Raw genomic sequence first — 16,593 nt, 5'->3', positions numbered from 1 at the left:
TATATCTCCCTAATCTCCGGTTACGCGGCCACTACTCGGCCAAGCTGTGCACAACACGTTCAGTTCGTCGGGCAGGTTGTGCCAGCCAAGGATCGCGAAGACGGTCCTGTGTACCGAAATCCAGCAGGGAGCACTCATGGACAACATCGTCGTCGCCGACAAGCAATCTGCCGTCGCCACCCAGAATGCCTGGGGCAACATCACCCTCAACAGCCCAGGCGTCGTGCAGATGCCGGTCGCGCCCGACCAGGTGGCGACCGTCACCCGGCGCGGTCAGGACCTGATCGTCACGCTCAAGAACGGAGAAAAGGTCACCGTCGGCAATTTCTTTGCCGTGGACCAGGCAGGTGTGGGCAGTGACATGGTGTTCGTCGGCGAAGACGGCACCCTCTGGCACGCCAACTATGACGCGACGGCGTTCACGGGCTTTACCTTCGACGAAGTGAATTCGCTCGACGAACTGGTGGCCGGCATCGGCACCGCCGGTAACGAAACCTCGACCTTTGCTATTGCCGGCCTGAGCCTGCTCGGTGTCGGCGGCGTGGCTGCCGCGGCAAACAACGGTGGTGGTGGCGGCGGCGGTGGCGGTGGCGGCAGCGCGCCGGGCGACACCACTGCACCGGCCACGCCCATCGACCTGCTGGTCTCGCCTGATGGCCTGCGCCTGAGCGGGCGCGGTGAAGCGGGTGCCACGGTGAAGGTGTTCGATGCCGCCGGCAACCTGATTGGCAGCGGCACGGTGAATGCCGATGGCAGCTTCGATGTCGCCCTGAACAGCCCGCAGGGCAACGGCGAAAACCTCGGCGTCTCGCTGACCGATGCTGCCGGCAACACCTCGCAGCCCGGTGCCGTCACCGCACCCGACTTCACCGCGCCCACGGCACCGACGGAGCTGGTGATCAACGCACCAGGCAATACCCTGACCGGCCGCGCCGAACCAGGCTCGACCGTGCAGGTACTGGGTGCCAACGGCGCTGTATTGGGAAGCGCGGTGGCCGGTGCCGACGGCCAGTTCAGCGTTACCTTGCAACCGCCGCAGACAGACGGCCAAGCCTTGCAAGTGACTGCCACCGACGCGGCCGGCAACGCCTCTCCCGCCACCGCCATCACCGCACCACACGACAGCGTCGTGAACCCACCCGATACCACGCCCCCGAACGCCCCGACCAACCTGGCCGTCAGCGCCGACGGGCGCACTGTCTCGGGCCGTGGCGAAGTCGGTGCCACCGTCAAGGTGCTGAACGACCAAGGTCAGCTGATCGGCACCGGTACCGTTCAAGCCGATGGCAGCTTCACCTTGCAACTGACTTCGCCGGTGGTCGATGGCTCATCGTTGCAGGTCACCCTCACCGATGCCGCCGGCAACGTCTCGACGCCAAGCCCGCTGACCGCACCGGACCTGGTGCCGCCAGCTCAGCCCACCGGGCTCAGCCTGGTCGATGGCGTGACCCTGAGCGGCAGCGCCGAAGCGGGTACCCGGGTGGAAGTGCGCGATGCCAACGGCACCCTGATCGGCAGCGGCATCGTCGGGCCGGATGGCCGCTTCAGCTTCACCCTCGTCGCGGCCCAGACTGACGGCGAACACCTGGCCATCAGCGTGTTCGATGCCGCCGGCAACCGTTCGGCACTGCTGGATTACACCGTGCCGGACACCACACCACCGTCGATCATCAGCAACGTCATCATTGGCGCCGGTAGCCTGGTGGTGGCCGGCCGAGGCGAGCCAGGTGCCACGGTAGAAGTACGTGACGCCAATGGCACGGTCATTGGTACTGGCGTGGTGACAGCCAACGGCACCTTCCTGGTCGATCTGAACGGCCCGGTCAGCGCCGGAGAGTCCATCACCCTGGTGCAGACCGACCCTGCCGGCAACCCCTCGGTCGCGCTTACCGTCATCGTCCCCGCCGTTGCCGTGCCAGAAAGCCCTGCCGGGCTGGTGCTGGCCGCCGACGGTTCGTCCATCAGCGGCACCGCCCCGGTGGGCAGCCTGGTGGAGGTACGCGATGCCAACGGCACACTCATCGGCAGCGTGCAGGTGGGTAACGATGGCACCTTCACCATTGCCCTCGCCCCGGCCCAGGCCAATGGCGAACTGCTCGACGTGGTGGCCATCGACGCCGACGGCAACAGTTCGTTGCCGAGCCAGATCAACGCCCCGGACATCACCCCGCCGAGCGCGGCCAGCGACCTGAGCCTCACGGCGGACGGCATCACCCTCAGTGGCCGCGGTGAGGTCGGCGCCACCGTGCAGGTCACCAATGCCCAAGGCACGCTGCTGGGCACCGCCACGGTCGGCGCCAACGGTTACTTCACCGTCACGCTGTCGCCCGCCCAGGTCAACGGCCAGGCGCTCGACGTGGTGCTGCGCGATGCCGCCGGCAACAGCTCCACCGCCCCCCTCACCGCGCCCGACCTGGATGGCCCGCTACAACCTTCGGCACTGGCCGTCGACGCCACCGGCCTGCACCTCACCGGCTCCGGCCAGGCAGGCTCGATCGTCACCGTGCGCGCCGCCGACGGCAGCGTGCTGGGTACGGCCATCGTTGCCGCCGACGGGCACTTCGACGTCACCCTCAACGTGCCCCAGCGCAACGGTGAAGCACTGAGCGTCGAAGCCACCGACTCGCTGGGCAACAGCGCCGGGCCGGTCAGCTTCACCGCCCCCGACAGCACGCCACCGCAGAGCGTGAGCAATCCAAGCATCAACGGTACCGGCACCAGCGTCTCCGGCACTGGCGAACCGGGCGCCACGGTCACCGTGCGCGGCCCGAACGGCACTGTGCTGGGCACCGCCGTGGTCAACGGCGACGGCAGCTTCCAGGTCACCCTGAACCCCACCCAAGCCAATGGCCAGGCCCTGACCGTCGAGCAACGCGACCCGACCGGCAACGTCTCGGCCGCCGTCGACCTGACAGCGCCAGACACCCAGGCACCAGCCATCACTGCCGGGCTGGCGCTGTCCGCCGACGGCACGGTGATGACCGGCACCGGCGAGCCCGGCGCGCAAGTGCAGGTGACGGGCATCGGCGGCGCGGTGCTGGGCACTGCCGTGGTCGAGGCCGACGGCAGCTTCCGCATCACCCTCGCCCCGCCGCAACTCAACGGCCAGCTGCTGACGGTGGTGCAGACCGACGGCGCTGGCAATCCCTCCCCCGCCAACACCCTGACCGCCAGCGACCGCGAAGCGCCAGCCCCTGCCCAAGGCCTCGGGCTCAGTGGCGATGGCATCACCCTCACGGGCCAGGGCGAAGCCGGTGCCACCGTGCAGGTGCGCGATACTGCCGGGCAGTTGCTCGGCAGCGGTGTGGTCGAGGACGACGGCACCTTCAGCATCACCCTGACACCCGCCCAGACCCGCGGCGAAACCGTATCGGTGGTACTCACCGATGCCGCTGGCAACGCCTCGCCATCGGCGCCGTTCACCGCCGCCGACAACAGCGCCCCGGCCACCCCGGGCGGGTTGCAGGTCAGCGCCGACGGCACCCAGGTGCAAGGTACCGGTGAAGCGGGTGCCACCGTGCAAGTGCGCAACGCCGCTGGCGACCTGCTGGGCAGCGTAGTGGTGCCGGCCAGTGGCAGCTTCAGCGTGTCGCTGAACCCGCCGCAGTTGGATGGCCAGACCCTCGACGTGACCCAGACCGATCCCGAGGGCCATGCCTCCAGTGCCGGCCAGGCGACCGCACCGGATCTCACCCCGCCTGCCCTCCCCACAGGCCTGGCGATCAGCGCCGATGGCCTGACACTGACCGGCAACGCGCCCGGCGCGGCTTCCGTCACCGTGCTCAGCCCGACGGGCGTCGAAACCACCGTCTCGGTCAACCCCGACGGCAGCTTCAGCGTGCCGCTGTCCCCGGCCCTGATCAATGGCGAGACAGTGACCGTGGTGGTCGCCGATGCCGCCGGCAACGGCACCGCGCCGACCAGCTTGACTGCGGCCGACAATTCACCACCGGCACCGGCCAGCGGCATTGCGGTCAGCCCGGATGGCAGCATCATCAGCGGCACCGCCGAACCGGGCACCACGGTGATCGTGCGCGACGGCAGCACCGAGCTGGGCACCGCCACGGTCGGCCCGGACGGTACCTTCGTGGTGCAGGTCAGCCCACCGCTGGCCGCTGGCGACAGCGTGCAACTGGTGGTCCATGACGCCGGCAACAACGAAACCGCCATCACCGTGAACGGCCCGAGTGGCAGCGAGCTCGCCGCACCGACAAACCTTGCCATCAGCGCCGACGGCTTCCTGCTGACCGGTCAAGGCACCGCCGGCTCACTGATCACCGTCACTTCCGGCGGCACTACCCTGGGCACCGGCACGGTCGGCAGCGACGGTTTCTTCCGCATCTTCTTCGCCAATGCCCAGCTCAACGCCCAGATCCTCAACGTCACCGCCCGGGATTCGTCCAGCGGCACCCCGTCAGTGCCCGCCACCATCGTGGCGGCGGACACCACCCCACCCGACGCCCCCACCCAGGTGGCCATCAACCGCAGCGGCAACACGCTCAGCGGCCATGGTGAAGTCGGTGCGACCGTGAGGGTGACCGACGCCAGTGGCACGCTTGTAGGTACCGGCACCGTGGGCAGCAACGGCCTGTTCAACATCAGCCTGGTGCCAGCGCAGACCAACGCGCAGAACCTCACCATTACCCAGGCCGACGCCGCCGGCAACGTCTCGCTGGCCGCCACCTTGCAGGCGCCTGACCTGCAAGCCCCGGATGCCGCCAGCGGCCTGAGCCTGAACAGCGCCGCCACGGTGGTCAGTGGCCTGGGCGAAGCGGGCGCACTGGTGACCGTGCGCGATGCCAGTGGCGCCGTATTGGCCACCGGCACGGTCAACCAGAGCGGCCAGTTCCAGATCACCCTGCCCAGCGCACAGACCACCGGCAGCACGCTCCAGGTGACCCTCAGCGACGCCGCCGGCAACGTGTCCGGCCCGGCCAGCCTGGCAACCCCGGACCGCACGCCACCGGCAGCCATTACCAACCCAGCGCTCAGCAACGATGGCCGGCAGCTGTCCGGCAGCGGTGAAGTCGGTGCCACGGTGCAGGTGCGCGATGCCAGCGGCGCCGTGCTGGGCAGCGCCACCGTGGGTGCAGACGGGCGCTTCACGGTCACCTTCGCGACCTCGCAGGCCACCGGCCAGGCGCTCGGCGTGACCCAGCTGGATGCTGCGGGCAACACCTCGCCAGCGGTCACTGTCGTCACCAGCGACCTCAGTGCCCCGGCGGCGCTGACCAACGTGGTGCTCAACAACAACGGCCTGACCCTCACCGGCCTGGGTGAAGCCGGCGCCTCGGTGACCGTGCGTGGCCCTGACGGCACCATCATCGGCACCGGCCTGGTGGCCGCCAACGGCAGCTTCACCCTCAACCTCACCACTGCGCAGCTCAACGCCGAGCGCCTGAGCGTGACCCAGACCGACGCTGGCAACAACACCTCTGCCGCCGTCGCAGTGACCGCCCCCGACCATACCCCACCCGCGGCGCCCACCGCCCTGGCCCTGGCCGGCAGCGGCCTGCAACTGAGCGGCAGTGCCGAGGCCGGCAGCACGGTGACCGTGCGCGACGCCGCGGGCAATCTGCTCGGCACCGTCTTGGCCAACAGCAACGGCACCTTCCAGGTCACCCTGAACAGTGCCCAGACGAACGGCCAGACCTTGCACGTCACGGCCACCGATGCAGCAGGCAACGTATCGCCCGCAGCGTCGTACACCGCTGCCGACACCACAGCACCAGCAGCAGTCGCCAACCTGGCGGTATCCGCCGACGGCACCACGTTGATGGGGACCGGCGAAGCGGGCGCAACGGTCACCGTACGCGCCCCGGACGGTTCGTCGCTCGGCACCGCCACGGTGGGCAACGATGGTCGCTTCACGGTCAGCCTTGCACCGGCCGCCACGACGGGCGCAAGCCTCAGCGTGGTGCAGACCGACGCTGCGCAAAATGCCTCGCCAGCCCAAAGCGTCACTGCACCCGGTGCGCTGGCGCCAGACGCACCCGACAACCTGGTGCTGTCCGCCGATGGCCTGGTCGTCACCGGCAGCGCCGCGCCAGGCAGCACGGTCAACGTCTACGGCGCCGGCGGTGTGCTGCTGGGCTCCGCCCCGGTCGGCAACGACGGCACCTTCACCGTCAACCTCGGCAGCGCCCAGGCCAACGGCGAGCTGTTGCAAGTCAGCGCCGTAGGGACCGATGGCAGCGCCTCACTGCCGGCCGACCTGCAGGCACCGGACACCACTGCGCCGCAAGCGCTGACCAACCTGGTGCTGTCCAACGATGGTCTGGTGCTCACCGGCCATGGCGAACCAGGTGCCACGGTGACCGTGCTCGGTTTCGGCGGGGCCAATCTGGGCACCGCCGTGGTGGGCGCCAATGGCAACTTCAGCGTCAACCTCGCCGCCGCCCAGGTCAACGGCGAACGGCTCAGCGCCGCGCAAACCGACGCTGCCGGCAACGAGTCCAACAGCGTCAGCCTGACCGCGCCTGACACCACTGCACCGAATGCGCCAGCCAACCTGGCATTCGCCAGTGGCGGCAGCCTGCTCAACGGTACCGGCGAAGCCAATACCACGGTGAAAGTCGTCGCGGCCGACGGCACCGTGCTGGGCACCGCCACGGTGATGAGCAACGGCAGCTTCCAGGTCACCCTCAACCCGCCACAGGCCAACGGCCAGGCGGTGCAGGTGGTGCTGACCGATGCCGCCGGCAACCAGTCCAGCGCCAGCGCCATCACCGCACCCGACACCACCCCCCCTGATGCGCCCAGCGAACTGGCCATTTCCAGCGATGGTGCGACCATCACCGGGCGAGGCGAAGCCGGCGCCACGGTGATCGTGACCAGCCCGGCCGGCCAGCAGATCGGCACGGCCCTGGTCGATGCCAGCGGCTACTTCACCCTGACCCTCAACCCGGCCCTGGGCAACGCCGAAGTGCTCAGCTTCACCCAGACCGACGGCGCCGGTAACGTGTCGCCAGCCGCCACCCTGCAGACACCTGACTTCACGCCGCCAGACATCCTCACCAACGTGGTGATCAATGCCAACGGCAGCGTGGTCAGCGGCTCGGGCGAGCCCGGTGCGACAGTCACCGTGACCAACACCGCCGGCGTGGTGCTGGGCACCACCGTGGTGCTCGCCGATGGCAGCTTCCGTGTCGAACTGAGCCCCGCGCAGGTCAACCAGCAGGTGCTGTCGGTGCAGCAGGCCGACCCACCCGGCAACATCAGCGAGCCGGTCACGCTCAACGCACCGGACCTCACCCCGCCGGCCGCAGCCACCGACCTGCACCTCAATGCGGCAGGTGACCAGCTCGGCGGTACCGGCGAAGTCGGCAGCACCGTGCGCGTGTTCGCCGGCACTACCGAAATCGGCACCGCCACGGTCGGGCCCAACGGCACCTTCGTGGTCAACCTCAGCCCAGCCCAGCTCAGCGGCCAGACCCTGCAAGTGACCCTGGCGGACGCCAGCGGCAACGTCTCGCCAATCAGTACCGTCACCGCCATCGACAGCACGCCACCGGCCACGGTGGTCGCCAGCCTCAACGCCAGCGGCACCCAGCTGGTGGGCACCGGTGAGGCCGGGGCGCGCGTCACCGTGATGGACAGCCAGGGCAATATGCTCGGCCAGGGCACCATCGACCCCGACGGCACCTTCGTACTCAACCTGACTTCAGCGCAAATCAACGGCCAAGTGCTCAGCGTCATTGCCCAGGACGCCACCGGCAACCCATCTGCACCGCTGCAGCTGACCGCGCCCGACCTGACCCCACCGACGCAGCCCGCCAACCTCAACCTGACCGGCAACGGCACATTACTCAGCGGCACCGGTGAGGTGGGCAGCATCATCAGCGTGCGCGATCCGGCCGGCACCGTGGTCGGTACCGTCACCGTGCCAGCGGGCGGTAACTTCACCGTGACCCTGAACGCGGCGCAGAACAACGGCCAGCTGCTGACCGTGATCGCCACCGACAGCGCCGGCAACACCTCGACGCCCGCCCAGTACCAGACCGCCGACACCTCACCGCCTGCGGCCGTGACCAACCTCGCCGTCAACAACACCTACGACATCCTCACCGGGCGCGGCGAAGCCGGCGCCCGCGTGACCGTCAGCTTCGGCGGCGTGGTAATAGGCACCGGCCTGGTGGACGCCGGCGGCAACTTCTCGATCAACCTGCAACCGGCACCCGGGTCGGTCGCCTCCCTGGCCGTGACCCAGACCGACGCCGCCAACAACACCTCGGCCGTGGCGACCTACGTCACGCCACTGGTGCCGCCACCGGAGCCCCCCATCAGCGTGACACTGGCCGCCGACGGCCTGACCCTCACGGGGACCGCCGCCACCGGCACCTCCATCCGTGTCTATGACGCCGCGGGCAACCTGATTGGCAGCGGCTCGGCCAACATCCTCAACGGTGGTTTCTCCATCACCCTGAGCGCCGCCCAGCTCAACGGGCAACATTTGTCGGTGACTTCGGTGTCGCTGCTGGGGGGTGAGTCGCAACCGGTATTCGTCACCGCCGCCGACATCACTCCACCGGCCAACCCGGTGGTCAGCGCGCTGTCGGCCAACGGCCTGGTGCTCAGCGGTACCGGTGAAGCCGGCGCCACGGTGACCGTGCGTGATGCCGGCGGCAACATCCTCGGCAGCGGCCTGGTCAATGGCGCCGGGGCGTTCAGCATCAACCTCAGCAGTGCCCAGCTCAACGGTCAGGTACTGAGCCTGACCCAGGCCGACGCCGCGCAAAACGTTTCCGGCGCCACCAGCTACACCGCGCCCGACACCCAGGCGCCGCTGGCACCGACCAACCTGGCAATCAATGGCGCGGGCACCGTGCTCACCGGTAACGGCGAGCCGGGTGCCACCGTGACCGTGCAAGGCCCGGGTGGTTCGCTCGGCACCGCCATCGTGCAGGGCGACGGCACCTTCAGCGTCACCCTGACCAGCACCCAGAACAACGGCCAGGCCCTGGTCGTGCGCCAGACTGACGCCGGCAACAACGTGTCTGGCAGTACCGGCATCACCGCGCCAGACACCAGCCCGCCAGCCGCGCCGGTGGCCGCCATCAACGCCAATGGCACCTCGGTCAGCGGCTCTGGCGAAATCGGCAGCACGGTCACCGTGCGCAACAGTGCCGGCACCGTGCTCGGCACCGCCACGGTGGGCAGCAACGGCCAGTACGTGGTCAGCCTGAGCACGGCGCAAATCAACTTCCAGGCACTGACCGTCACCCTCACTGACGCCGCAGGCAACACCTCCACCGCCACGGCGCTGACCGCCCCGGACCTCACCCCACCGGCCAACGCCAGCAACCTGGTGATCAGCGCCGACGGCACCACCCTCACCGGCACCGGCGAGGTCGGCGCCACGGTCACCGTGCGCAGCGCCAGCGGCACCGTGCTGCAAACCGCCGTGGTGCAGGCCAACGGCACCTTCACTGTCACCCTGAGCCCGGCCCAGGACAACGGCCAGGTGCTGTCGGTGACCTTGACCGACCCACGCAGCAACGTCTCCGGCAACGTCAACATCACCGCGCCCGACGTCGATGCCAACGCCCCGGTAGTCGCCAGCAACAACCTGGCCACCGCCACCGTCAACCTGGCGCCGGTCACCGCCACCACCACCTACACCGACAGCTTCACCACCCTGTTGTCGGGCTTCAGCAAGACCTACACCTGGACGGTGGCGCCCGGCACCACGGTCGACCCGACCCTGACGCTGACCACCAACAGCGTGCTGGCACTGCTCAACAACTCCACCTTCACCCTGCAGGTAAAAGACGCCAGCGGTGCCTGGGTCACCATCGCCACCGGCAACACCCAGGGGCTGCTCGACCTGATCGTGCTGCCGCTGGGGCTCCAGGTCGACATCGGCAAGCTGCAGGCAGGCGACTACCGCCTGACCGTGGCCAGCGGCGGCATTGGCCTGGTGACCCAGGTCACCACCAGCCTGGACATCGAAGCCACCAGCCTGACCCAGTTCACTGGCACCGGCACCGCCACCTCGGGCAACGTCATCACCGACCCGGGCACCAATGGCGCGGTCGACGCCCTCGGCCCGGACAGCGGCGCCGTGCTGAAGGTACTGATCAACGGCACCTACGTGACCGCAGCCAGCGGCGCGGGCACCACGGTGCAGGGCCAGTACGGCACCCTGGTGATCCATGCCGACGGCAGCTACACCTACACCCCCAACGGCAGCCCGGCGAGCGTCGGCAAGGTGGATGTGTTCAGCTACGAGCTGGTGCACCCGAACGGGCTGACCTCTACGGCCAACCTCTACGTGCGCATCGACAGCCCACAAGCCACGGAGACCTGGAACAACAGCAACCTCGGCGCGCCGGCCACGGTGGTGGATGCGGTCAACGATGTCGACAGCAGCCACATCACCCTGGCCAACCGGGTCGACAGCAGCAGCGCTACCCTAGGCTCACTGACCCTGCCACTGATCGGCTCGCGCTCGGCCACCTACACCACTACGGTGGCCGCCGACACCACAGCCAACCTGCAAGTGGTGGTCAACTCCACCAATCTGCTGAGCCTGCTCAACGGCACCACCATCCAGCTGCTCAAGCTCAACACCAGCACCGGTCAGTACGACGTGGTGCAGACGGTCAGCGGCAGCTCGCTGATCAGCCTGCTCGGTGGCGGCGCCGGCTATACCTTCCAGAACCAGGGCGCAGGCACCTACCACATCGTGGTCAGCGCCGGTGGCATCGGCCTGGCCAGTTCGATCACCACCAGCCTCAATACCACCACCACCCACCTCACCGAGTTCGTGGTCAGCAGCGCCACGGTGGCCAGCGGCAACCTGATCACCGACCCGGCCGGTACCGACAACCTGGGTTCGGCATTGACCGTGCTGAGCGTGCTGACGGCCGCTGGCACCTACACCATCCCCGGCTACAACGGGGTCAGTGTGGCCGGCACCTACGGCACGCTGCTGGTGCATGCGGACGGCAGCTACACCTACACCCTCAACAGCGGGCTGACCTCGGCGGTGATCGGCCAGCACGACACCTTCACCTACGAACTGACCCACCCTAACGGCACCACCGACACCGCCACACTCACCGTCAACCTGGACAACGCCGCCAGCGTCACTACCTTCTCCGCACTGGTGGCCGACACCAGCGACGACAGCCTCACCGTGGCCAGCGTGGCGGCCGCCACGTCCAGCGAAGTGCTCGCCGGTAGCGACGGCAACGACCACTTGGTCGGCAGCCAGGGCGGGCACATCACCCTGGAAGGCGGCGCTGGCAACGACATCCTCGAAGTGGTCGACCAGCAGTTCGCCAGCGTCGATGGTGGCATTGGTACCGACACCCTGCTGTGGGGTGGCGGCGATACCAGCATCGACCTGGGCACCCTGGCCGACCGTATCCACAACATCGAGGTGATCGACCTCAACGACACCAGTGCGGTGGCCCTGACCCTCAACCTGGCGGACGTGGTGGCAATCACCGAAACCGGCAACGACACGCTGATCATCAAGGGGGATGACAAAGATTCGGTGCACATGACGGACAACTGGACCCTGGTCGGCAACCAGACCGTCGACGGCATCGACTATAACCAGTACACGGCCCAGGAAGATCCAAGCCACCACCTGTGGGTGCAGAACAGCATCCATGTCGTTTGAGGCCGGCGCAATCCGCCGGGCAGTGCGCCCGGCGGCAAGGACGAACAGCAGTAAGGGAATTTCGTGAAGCGACGCAGTCCGCTGTCACCGCTGTGGCTGGGGGCCTTCGGGCTCCTGGTGTTGAACCTCAACCCGGTTGCCCAGGCAGCCGATGACATAGACCCCAGACTGCGCACCATCGGGCCGTCATTGATGCGTGATGCGCCCGATGCCATCCCCGCTCGCCCGCCGTCAGGCCAGGCCACCAGCAATGGCGACCGCCTGGGGCTGGCCGAGGCGGTGCTGACCGCCGCCCAGTGGCACCCGAGCATCGCCGAAGCTGTCGGCAACCTCTACAAGCAGGGCGAAGGCATCAACGTCGCCCGTGCCGGGTATTACCCGCAGATTTCCGGCGGTATCCGCACCGGCTATGACTCCGGCTATGGCGGTGACCGCAACAGCCAGGCATTGAACCTGTCGTTGAAGCAGATGCTCTACGACTTCGGCAAGGTCGACCATGCCGTCAGTGCCGCCCAGGCCGCCGCTACCCGGGCCCAGGCCAACATCCTGCTGGTGGTCGACGACCTCGCCCGCGACACCGCCTACGCCTGGATCGAAACCCGCCGCTATGAACAGCTGATGGTGATTGCCCGCGACCAGATCCTTGGCGTCGGCGACATCGCCGGCATGGCCCGCCAGCGCAGCGACATGGGCGCCAGCACCCGCTCCGATGTGGTCCAGGCCGAGTCGCGGGTGGAAGGCGCCCGCGCCACCCTCGAGGAATACCAGTCGCAGTACGAACGCTGGCGTTCGACCCTGGCCGAACTGCTCGGCCGCGTGGCACCGCCGGCCCTGGCCGAGGAGTCGCCACCGGAGCTGAACCAGGCCTGCAAGCGCTCTTCAGGCGCTAGCGACCGCCTGCCGGCGGTGCTGATGGCCCTGGCCTTGCGCGCCCAGTCCCAGGCCGAACTGGCCCAGGCCAAGGCCGAGGCCTACCCCACACTGTCGCTGCAACCGCAGGTCAACCACTACCTGGACAACGACTACAACCGCGACAACCGCAGCCTGGACCGCACCCAGGCGGGCATCTACCTGAACGTCGAGGTGCCCATCTACCAGGGTGGCGCCATCAGCGCCCGCAGCCGCGCCGCCGGCCACGCCTTGAGCGCCGCCGATTCCGCCGAAGACGCCGCGCGCCTGCAAGCCCGCCGTGGCCTGGCCGAAGCCATGGCGCAGACCTCCGGGCTGGGCCGGCGCCTGAGTTCGCTGGAGGCGCGCCAGGCCAGCATCCAGGAAGCCCGCGAGCTGTATGGCCGGCAGTACCTGGACCTGGGCACCCGGCCCTTGCTCGACCTGCTCAACGCCGAGCAGGAGATCTACCAGTCACGCTTCGAACTCGCCGGCACCCGTTCCGACCTGCTGCGCCTGGACGTCGACTGCCTGTACAACTCCGGCGCCCTGCGCACCGCCTTCGGGCTGGAAGGGCGCAACCTGCAAGGGGTGGAAATCGAGCCATGAACGATACCGTCAAGCTGAGCCAGGCCGGTCAGGCACAGAACCCGGAGCCGGCGGTGGTGCACCGCCCTGATCTCGGCCCCTGGCTGGAAGTGATGCTGCAAGTCGCCCACCACTACCGCCTGGACGTCTCGCCCCAGCGTATCCGCCTGGCAGCGGTGGAAGATGCGCGCCCGCTGGATGAAATCCTCCGGCACATGGCGCGCCAGGCCGGGCTGACCTTGCGCTTCGTGCGCTACGACGCCAAGGCCTTGCGCCAATGGCGCACGCCGCTGGTGCTGGAACTGGACGATGGCCAGCTGGCCACGGTCGAGGCGGTGACCGAGGAAAACGAACTGGCTGTGGTGTTTGCCGGTGACCAGCGCCTGACCTCGCGCCTGCCCCGTGAAGCGCTCGAAGGGCGCATCAACCGCGTGGCCTTGATGCGCCCGGCACGGCCGCTGCGCGATGTGCGCACCGACGACTACACCGCGCCCTACGATCGCCACTGGTTCACCCGCATCGTGCTGCGCGACCTGCGCCCGTATGGCCAGGTGATGGTCGCCTCCTTGGTGGCCAACGTGCTGGCCCTGGCCGGGGTGCTGTTTTCGATGCAGGTGTATGACCGGGTGATTCCCGCCGAGTCCCTGCCGACCCTGTACGTGCTGTTCGGGGGCGTGGTGCTGGCGCTGGTGTTCGATTTCAGCATGCGCCTGCTGCGGCTGAAGGTCACCGACCTGCTGGGCAAGCGTGCCGACCTGCGGGTGTCTGACCTGGTCTACGGCCATGCGCTGCGCCTGCGTAATTCGGCACGGCCGAAATCCACTGGCTCGTTCATCTCTCAGCTGCGTGAACTGGAGTCGATCCGCGACCTGATCACTTCGAGCACCGCCACGGCCTTGGCCGACCTGCCGTTCTTCCTGCTATTCCTGCTGGTGTTCTGGCTGATCGGCGGGGTGCTGGTGTTCATCCCGCTGGTGGCGCTGCTGGCCATGGTCATCCCAGGGCTGCTGGCGCAGCGGCGGCTGGCGGCACTGGCCAATGCCTCGATGCGCGAGTCGTCGCTGCGCAACGCCATGCTGGTTGAGAGCATCCAGGGCCTGGACGAGATCAAGGCGCTGCAGGCCGAGGCGCGCTTCGAGCGCCAGTGGAACCAGTACAACGCCGCCTGCGCGCACTCCAGCCTGCGCCTGCGCACCCTGACCAACGGCCTGGTGACCTGGACCCAGAATGTGCAGGGCGCGGTGTTTGCCGTGGTCATCGTGATCGGTGCGCCGATGGTGATTGCCGGCGACCTCACCACCGGTAGCCTGGTGGCCGCTTCGATGCTGTCATCGCGGATGATGGCGCCGCTGGCGCAGCTGACCCATGTGCTGACCCGCTGGCAGCAGGCCAAGGTGGCCCTGGAGGGCCTGGATAAACTGATGCAGGCACCGGTTGACCACCCCGAAGGCGAGGCCCGCGTGCACCTGCCGGCGATCCGTGGCGAATATGTGCTGCGCCAGGCCAACTTCCGTTACAGCCCGGAAGCGCCTCCCGTACTGAACATCGCCCAGCTCGTCATACAGCCCGGTGAGCGCATCGCCGTGCTCGGGCGCAACGGCGCCGGCAAATCGACCCTGCTGCAGGCACTGGGCGGTGCCATGGACCTGAGCCAGGGCGAGGTCAGCCTAGACGGCATCGCCCTGGCCCACCTCGACCCGGCCGACCTGCGCCGTGACGTCGGCCTGCTGGCCCAGTACGCCCGGCTGTTCCACGGCACCCTGCGGGAAAACCTCACCCTCGGCGCCGGCCAGGCCAGCGACCAGGAACTGGTGGCCGCGCTGGCCGCCACCGGCGCACTGGAATTCGTCCGCCACCTGCCCAAAGGCCTCGACCACCTGATCCTCGAAGGCGGCCAGGGCCTGTCCGGCGGGCAGCGCCAGGCCCTGGTGCTCGCCCGTTTGCTGGTTCGCCAACCGCAGGTGCTGCTGCTCGACGAGCCCACCGCCTCGCTCGACGACGTCACCGAACGCAAGCTGCTGGATAACCTCGAGCGCTTCTGCCAGGGCCGCACCCTGGTGATCGCCACCCACCGCCTCAGCGTGCTGCAGCGTGTGGACCGCATCATCGTGCTGGACGGCGGGCGCATCGTCATCGACGACCAACGCGACGCCGCCCTGGCCAAGCTGCAAGGAGCGCAGGCATGAGCAACCACGAACTCCCCGCCTCGTATCTGGACGGCCAGGACGACCAGGCCGTGCTGCGCGCCGGCCGCATCATCACCATTTGCGCACTCATGCTCGCGGCGTTCCTGGCCTGGGCGGCGTGGTTCGAGGTGACCGAGGTGTCCACCGGCACCGGCAAGGTGATTCCCAGTTCACGCGAGCAGGTGATCCAGTCGTTCGAAGGCGGCATCGTTGCCGAGATGAACGTGGCCGAAGGCGACCTGGTGGAACGCGGCCAGGTGCTCGCCCAGCTCGACCCGACCAAGACCGCTTCCAGCGTTGGCGAAAGCGAAGCCAAATACCGTGCAGCCAAGGCCAGCGTGGCGCGCCTGCGTGCCGAGGTTACCGGCAAGCCGCTGAGCTTCCCTGAAAGCCTGCGTGATTCGCCCGAGCTGATCGACGCCGAGACGGCGCTGTACGAGACCCGCCGCCGTGGCCTGGAGCAGACCTTGGCCGGCATCGAGGATTCGCTGCGGCTGGTGCGCGCGGAGCTGAAGATCACCGAGAACCTGGCCAAGATGGGCGCCTCCAGCCGGGTCGAAGTGATCCGCTTGAACCGCCAGCGTTCGGAGCTGGAACTCAAGGCCAACGAAGCCCGCTCCGAGTACCTGGTGCGCGCACGCGAAGAGTTGGCCAAGGCCAGTGCCGAGGCCGACAGCCTGTCGGAAGTGATCCGCGGGCGCAGCGATTCGCTGACGCGCCTGACCCTGCGTTCGCCGGTACGCGGCATCGTCAAGGATATCGAGGTCAACACCCTGGGCGGCGTGGTGCAGCCTGGCGGGCAAGTGATGAAGATCGTGCCGATGGATGAGCGCCTGCTGATCGAAACCCGCATCGCCCCACGGGACATCGCCTTCATCCACCCCGACCAGGCAGCCAAGGTCAAGATCAGTGCTTATGACTACTCGGTGTATGGCGGGCTGGAAGGCAAGGTCGTGGGGATATCGCCGGATACCCTGCAGGATGAGGTGAAACCGGAGATCTACTACTACCGGGTGTTCATCCGCACCGAACAGGACAGCCTGACCAACAAGGCCGGCAAGCACTTCGCCATTGTGCCGGGGATGATTGCCACGGTGGATATCCGCACTGGCGAGAAGACCATCCTCGATTACCTGATCAAACCGCTGAACCGCGCCCGCGAGGCCTTGCGCGAACGCTGACCTCAAAGGCAGCACAAAGCCCTTGTGGGAGCCGCGCTTGCCGGCGATGGGCCGCAAAGCGGCCCCGGCAATTTATGCAACAACCTTAAATCCTGGGGCCGCTTCGCGGCCAATCGCC

At 68.2% G+C, this 16,593-nt stretch carries 4 protein-coding genes; all 4 read left to right on the top strand.

Annotated features, from left to right (window positions below):
- Positions 1 to 136: 136 nt before the first annotated feature.
- A complete protein-coding gene (locus ABE528_RS12510; protein ID WP_346653138.1) occupies positions 137 to 11,632 on the top strand; it encodes a BapA/Bap/LapF family large adhesin in 11,496 nt (3,831 codons plus the stop codon).
- A gap of 63 nt (positions 11,633 to 11,695) precedes the next feature.
- Positions 11,696 to 13,129 carry a TolC family outer membrane protein gene (locus tag ABE528_RS12505; RefSeq protein WP_346653137.1) on the top strand — a complete coding sequence of 478 codons (1,434 nt, stop codon included), beginning with the start codon at positions 11,696 to 11,698 and terminating at the stop codon, positions 13,127 to 13,129.
- The gene (locus tag ABE528_RS12500) at positions 13,126 to 15,294 is read left to right on the top strand and encodes a type I secretion system permease/ATPase (RefSeq protein WP_346653136.1); all 2,169 of its coding nucleotides are present in this window, start codon (positions 13,126 to 13,128) and stop codon (positions 15,292 to 15,294) included. Before ABE528_RS12505 ends, ABE528_RS12500 begins: the two co-directional genes overlap by 4 nt.
- A complete protein-coding gene (locus tag ABE528_RS12495) occupies positions 15,291 to 16,475 on the top strand; it encodes an HlyD family type I secretion periplasmic adaptor subunit (RefSeq protein ID WP_152956604.1) in 1,185 nt (394 codons plus the stop codon). Before ABE528_RS12500 ends, ABE528_RS12495 begins: the two co-directional genes overlap by 4 nt.
- The last annotated feature ends 118 nt before the right edge of the window (positions 16,476 to 16,593 follow it).

Origin of the sequence: Pseudomonas sp. TWI628 (genome assembly GCF_039673865.1) — a bacterium.
Taxonomy (GTDB): domain Bacteria; phylum Pseudomonadota; class Gammaproteobacteria; order Pseudomonadales; family Pseudomonadaceae; genus Aquipseudomonas.
This window is presented reverse-complemented; position numbering and strand designations above follow the sequence as displayed.